Here is a 5,441-nt window from a genome sequence, read left to right as displayed (position 1 = left end):
GGCGGGAAAAGCGGCCAGCAGCACTTGCCCCACCGACCAGAACGTTGCCAACCCAATGATGGAGAGCCGCAGCACCGGCTGGCGGGCAAGAATGCTCAAGTTGTCTTTTAACGCAGTGCCACTGCGGTAGCGTGCCCAAGTTAGCGGGGCAGCAGTAGGCTGTGCTTCATCCAGTTTGAGCTGATAAAGGGCGACGACCTGAAGGCCGCTGTTAAGCACCAGTAGCCAGCCCAGCGGAGCGATATGGCGCAGTAGGTCGCTTGGCGTGCTGGCGCTGGGTGTGACCCAGTGTTCAAACAGGGCGGTAAACGCCACCGTACCGGCCAAGATCGCGCCAATGGTAACCGCCTGCACTAGCCCGTTGGCTTCGGCTAGCCGGGGCTTACCAAATAGCCCTTTCACTAGGCCGTACTTGGCGGGTGAGTAGAACGCCGACTGAATGGCCAGCAGCAGCGTCATCGCAAAAGCAAGCCAGAACCAGCCTTGGTAATAGGCGGCCGTGATCCCCAGCGACACCGCCACCGCCGTCCAGGCGGAGAGCCTTAGCACACGTACTTTGGGAGTGCTGTCGGCAATATGGCCTGCCGGGCTGAAGAGGAGAATAAACGGAAGCAGAATCAGCCCATTCACCAGGGCGGTAAGCACGACCTGGGTTGCGCCATCGTAGCTTTTGAAAATCGTATTCTGAATGACGATTTTGTGCCCGAGATCTACGAAGGCATTGAGAAAAATGGCCATCAAGTAGGGCCAAGCGCCCGCGATGCGCAGCAAAGGTTGCATGGTGTGTCGCCTTAGTCGCCGAAAGTTAACGCACTGTCGGCAAACGGGGTGAGTGTTGCAACGCTCACCGTTCAAGTTGAGTTATATGGGCTTTCCGGTATCGTTAATGTTTAGATGCCTGATGCCCTCGATGATGTGTCAGCATATTGCCCGTCTATTCACACCAGAAAAAGCCGTCACGAGAAACTTCCGATGAATCGTACCCCTTTTCAGGCCCTGGCCTGCCCGTTAGACGGCGAACCGCTCCATTTGGAAGGCGGCACTTGGCGGTGTGCGTCAAACCACAGTTTCGATGTGGCGAAACAGGGCTATATCAATCTGCTACCAGTGCAGCAGAAACGCTCCACCGACCCCGGCGACAGCAAAGCTATGGTGGCCGCACGCCAGCGCTTTTTGGCGGCGGGTGACTATGCGCCCATTGCAAAGGCGCTTAGCCAGGCGGTGATGCGCCACTGTGAGCAGGCAGAAACGTACAGTTGCCTGGATGCAGGCTGTGGCGAGGGTTACTACCTGCGCCAGTTGGCTCAGCGCTTGCCCGAGAACCAGCCGCTCTCACTGATGGGGCTGGATATCTCGAAGTGGGCGGTGCAGTCGGCGGCGAAGCAAGAGGATAAGCACGCACCGATCAGCCGTTGGGTAGTGGGCAGTAACGCCCAATTGCCGGTGCAGTCAGCAACGCTGGATAGCGTGCTGTGTATGTTTGGCTTTCCGGTACACGGTGAGTTTGCACGTGTACTTAAGCCGGGCGGGCAACTGCTTCAAGTAGAAGCGGGGCCGGAGCACCTGCGCGAGCTGCGGGAAATTATTTATCCCACCTTAAAACCTGCACGTGAGAAAGCGCCTGATGTACCGGAAGGGTTTGCCCACCGAGCTTCCGAGCAGATTCGCTACGCTATTTCATTAGAAGGGGCCGACGTTATCCGCGATTTGCTGACCATGACGCCGCATTTGTATCGTGCCAGTGCGGAGGGGCGCGAGCGAGCAGCTAACTTGGAGCAGCTAACGCTGACTATTGATGCTCAACTGATCGTATGGGAGAGGATTTAATACCCAAACGCAAAAAGGCCCGCCGAGGCGGGCCTTTCTGTTCGAACCGTTCACCTAATGGGTGAGGGTTCTAGCAAACTTTTCAGTGCTATCTAAGAAGATAGGACTTAGGAGATTTGCTTGATGTTAGAAGCCTGAAGGCCTTTTTTACCCTGGGTAACGTCGAAAGAGACGTTAGCGCCTTCCTGAAGGGTTTTGAAGCCGTCAGACTGAATTTCGGAGAAGTGTGCAAACAGATCGTCGCCACCGTCAGAAGGAGCGATGAAACCGAAGCCTTTGGTGTCGTTAAACCATTTAACTGTGCCAGTTGCCATTGTGTAAATCCTTTCGCGCTAATGCGCCGTAATAAAATTCCTGGTATTACCCAGATGAAGTAGCGGGTGAAACAAGGAATACAATATCAGGCTGCCGAAAAAGATCGTACACTTCTGAAACCATGCTGCTTGCTAACCAACTGACGCTACAGTGTCATGCTTCTTAGCCTAGGTCAAAGCCTTTTTGCATTTATTTTCTTAGGGCAGGGAGTGATAGGTTCGCTACTTCCAACCCATTTTCCAGGTGCTATCGTCTTTTAGCGCTTGCCACGCCATCGTTGTTTCCCGGTGGGAGTGAACCGCTTCCAGCACCACGTCCACTACGTTCTCCTCTTCATCACGTAGCAGTTGGGTCACGATAAAGTGTTTTTCTTTATTACGTGGCGTCACCGCGGTCCATTTGCTGTGGTGGAGTTTGTTAGGGTTGATCGTATTCATAGTGGCTCCTGTTAGTGGCGTTGAGGAGAGGCAAGCAATCGGCCCTGTGTAAAGTCGCCATAGGTGCCATGCTAAGCTATTTAGTCGGCGTGATGGAGTGCAATTAAACACCGCGCTGGCTTGGCAACCCGTGATGATGCTCCATGACGTGGTTTTACCACTGATTTACATCAACCTGATTTCAACCAGCAGGGCATTCAATGACATATTTATGGAAGCGCTACCTTCAAGCGTCACTCATTTTGCGCGTCACCATCGCGCTGGTGATGGGGGTTCTGGTGGGCATCGTTGGCGGTGACTGGGTGGCCGTTTGGCTGGCACCGCTGGGCGATTTACTGCTTCGTCTCCTGACCTTCCTCATCGTGCCGATTGTACTGTTTACACTCATGGTAGGGGTGAATCAGTCGCGGGAAGGCAGTGCAGGGCGCGTTGGCGGCAAAGTGTTTATTTACTATTTGGCCTCTTCAGCATTCGCCATCGTGGTAGGCCTAACCGTGGCAACGCTATTTAGCCCAGGCAGCGGCATGACGCTCAACGACAGCGCGAGTTTCTCGGTACCCGAGAATCCCGGCGTGGTCGATGCGCTGCTCAATATCGTGCCGGGTAATATCGTGGCCGCCTTTGCCGAACTCAATATGCTGGGCATCATCTTTACCGCGCTGGTGTTCGGGATTGCGCTGTTGAAAATGCGCCAATCTGAGCAGCAGCACGCGCTTGGCGAGCAGCTTTATCAAGTTATTGAAGGGTTAAACGAGGTCACCCTGAAAGTGATGTCGGGGGTGCTGCATTTTGTGCCCATTGGCGTCTTTGCCATTGTTGCTGAAACGGTGAGCCAGCAGGGGATGGAAACGCTTCTCTCGTTGGGTGACATGGTGATGGTGCTGTACATCGCGCTCGGCGCACAGCTGTTGATCTACTGTGCGGTGATGCTGCTGTTTGGCGTGAAGTTACGCAGCTTTTTTGGTGAGGCGCGCACGCCGATGGCCACCGCGTTTGCAACCCAAAGCAGCTCCGGCACGCTGCCTGTCACGATTAACGCCGCGCAGCGTTTAGGCATCCCGAAAAGTATTTATGGCTTTAGCCTGCCGCTGGGAGCAACGCTCAATATGGACGGTGCCGCCATCCGTATTGCCATTTCAGCGGTGTTTGCCGCCAACGTGATTGGCGCGCCGCTGGATTTGATGAGCATGGTGCAGATTGTGCTGATCGGCACGCTGGTGACGGTAGGCACGGCTGGGGTGCCGGGGGCGGGCATTATCATGATTGCCACCGTGTTTGCTCAAGTAGGCCTGCCCATTGAAACCGTGGCGCTATTAACCGCCATTGATGCCCTGGTAGGCATGGGTGCAACAGCGCTGAATGTCACGGGAGACTTGGTCGGCACGACCGTGATTGCCCGAAGTGAAGGGCATACGCTGGCTGAAGCGCCTGATGAAGAGGGCGGCCACGCGGTGGAGAACGGTTAATCCGTATTCAGACGATAGGGGAGGTCAGCATGGTTTACGATCATGAGTATCGCTACTTAGAACGCGCCGTGGCGCTGGCAGAAGAGGCGCTCAACGCCGGTGATGAACCCTTTGGCAGCGTATTAGTCAGCGCCCAGGGCGAGATACTGGCGGAAGACCGCAACCGTATTGCTGGAGGCGACGCCACGCAGCACCCTGAGTTTGCGCTGGCCCGCTGGGCAGCCAATCACCTGTCACCAGAAGCGCGTGCGGCCGCCACGGTGTATACCTCGGGTGAGCACTGCCCCATGTGTGCGGCGGCCCATGGCTGGGTAGGGTTGGGGCGGATCATTTACGTCAGCTCAACCGAGCAGCTAGGGAAGTGGTTGGCCGAGTGGGGCGTGGCACCGCCGCCAGTGGCTACGCTACCAATCAACGAGGTAGTGCCTGGGCTTGCGGTAGATGGCCCGGTGCCAGGGTTGGACGAGCAAGTACACGCGTTGCATCGCCGCCTGCATGGCAAATAGCCGCGCTGTTTCAACCATGGCTAAACGAGAACGCCGCCTTGCGCAAAGCAAGGCGGCGTTTGTTAAACTAATGACGCAATGAGAGATTACGCAATGAAAGAGGCTAGTGCTTCAATATGACGTAGAAGGCGTGAATGATGCCTGGAATGAAGCCAAAGAGCGTCAGCAGGATATTGAGCCAAAAGTGTCCTTTGAAACCGACCTCAAAAAACACCCCTAGCGGGGGGAAGATAACCGCAAAAATCATCTTGATCGGGTCAGTCGCGGTAAACGCCATGTAGCCTCCTTTGCTTACACCGTTAGTATAATGTTGCCCAGCCGCCAGTGTAGAACTAATCCCTACACTTGGCTAATTAGTCACTCCATCATACGACTACCATTTTACGTAGCCGTTCCCCGATGAACGTCATAACGTTGAACGTTCACTGATGATTCACTGGGATTTTTCATTGGAAAGGATGCCATGACTCGCTATCTCTCACCTTCATTATTGTTACTCAGCACCGCTTTTGCCGCCCCCGTATGGGCACAAACTGATGCAGAAGCCGTACTGCCCACCGTAGAAGTCAGCGCACCGCGTTTAGCGCGTGAGCTTTACGCCACGCCTGCTGCGGTCTCGACGATAGAGCAAGACGCCATTGCCCAAGGCCAGCAGCGGGTGCGTTTGGATGAGTCGCTCAACCGGGTGCCGGGTGTTTTCCTGCAGAACCGCGATAATTTTGCCCAGGGGCAGCGTATTTCGATTCGCGGCTTTGGTGCCCGTGCGCCGTTTGGGGTGCGAGGCATTACGGTGATGGTGGACGGCATTCCCTACACGCTGCCGGATGGGCAGGCCCAGCTAGATGCGATTGATTTGGATAGCGCTGAGCGCATTGAGGTCATTCGCGGGC

The 5,441-nt window shown here is 55.4% G+C and carries 7 protein-coding genes and 1 pseudogene; 4 read left to right on the top strand and 4 right to left on the bottom strand.

All coding sequences use genetic code 11. From position 1 onward, the window contains the following. Positions 1-780 (bottom strand): annotated as a pseudogene (locus BIS10_RS17115) (acyl-[ACP]--phospholipid O-acyltransferase); the annotation flags it as partial. 192 nt (positions 781-972) lie between these two features. Here BIS10_RS17115 and BIS10_RS17110 point away from each other — a divergent pair. Next, positions 973-1,827: a putative RNA methyltransferase gene (locus BIS10_RS17110; RefSeq protein ID WP_253507100.1), complete on the top strand. Its 855-nt coding sequence runs from the start codon at positions 973-975 to the stop codon at positions 1,825-1,827. A 107-nt stretch (positions 1,828-1,934) separates the two neighbouring features. Here the strand turns inward: BIS10_RS17110 and BIS10_RS17105 are convergent, their stop codons facing one another. Both BIS10_RS17105 and BIS10_RS17100 read right to left on the bottom strand, forming a co-directional pair. Continuing rightward, complete coding sequence (locus BIS10_RS17105; protein ID WP_009095703.1) at positions 1,935-2,141, bottom strand: cold-shock protein; 207 nt, start codon at positions 2,139-2,141, stop codon at positions 1,935-1,937. 222 nt (positions 2,142-2,363) lie between these two features. Then, positions 2,364-2,579 (bottom strand): TIGR02450 family Trp-rich protein, encoded by a 216-nt coding sequence (locus BIS10_RS17100; RefSeq protein WP_083025057.1) that lies wholly within the window; start codon positions 2,577-2,579, stop codon positions 2,364-2,366. 200 nt (positions 2,580-2,779) lie between these two features. Here BIS10_RS17100 and BIS10_RS17095 point away from each other — a divergent pair, with 200 nt between their 5' ends. Together BIS10_RS17095 and BIS10_RS17090 are read left to right on the top strand one after the other, a co-directional pair. After that, complete coding sequence (locus tag BIS10_RS17095; protein ID WP_044629800.1) at positions 2,780-4,045, top strand: dicarboxylate/amino acid:cation symporter; 1,266 nt, start codon at positions 2,780-2,782, stop codon at positions 4,043-4,045. Positions 4,046-4,074: 29 nt separating this feature from the next. Beyond that, on the top strand, positions 4,075-4,551 hold the full coding sequence (locus BIS10_RS17090) for a nucleoside deaminase (protein ID WP_083025062.1): 477 nt from the start codon (positions 4,075-4,077) through the stop codon (positions 4,549-4,551). A 103-nt stretch (positions 4,552-4,654) separates the two neighbouring features. Here BIS10_RS17090 and BIS10_RS17085 read toward each other — a convergent pair whose 3' ends face one another. Continuing rightward, on the bottom strand, positions 4,655-4,828 hold the full coding sequence (locus BIS10_RS17085; protein WP_044629799.1) for a YqaE/Pmp3 family membrane protein: 174 nt from the start codon (positions 4,826-4,828) through the stop codon (positions 4,655-4,657). 186 nt (positions 4,829-5,014) lie between these two features. On the opposite strand from BIS10_RS17085, the gene BIS10_RS17080 reads away from it, so the two are divergent. Then, a partial coding sequence (locus tag BIS10_RS17080; RefSeq protein WP_253507097.1) for a TonB-dependent receptor plug domain-containing protein occupies positions 5,015-5,441 on the top strand: 427 nt, incomplete at its 3' end.

The organism is Halomonas sp. 707B3, from assembly GCF_024158645.1.
Classification (GTDB): Bacteria; Pseudomonadota; Gammaproteobacteria; order Pseudomonadales; family Halomonadaceae; genus Vreelandella; species Vreelandella lionensis.
The sequence above is the reverse complement of the archived record's forward strand: the minus strand, read 5'-3'. Positions and strand labels throughout refer to the sequence as shown.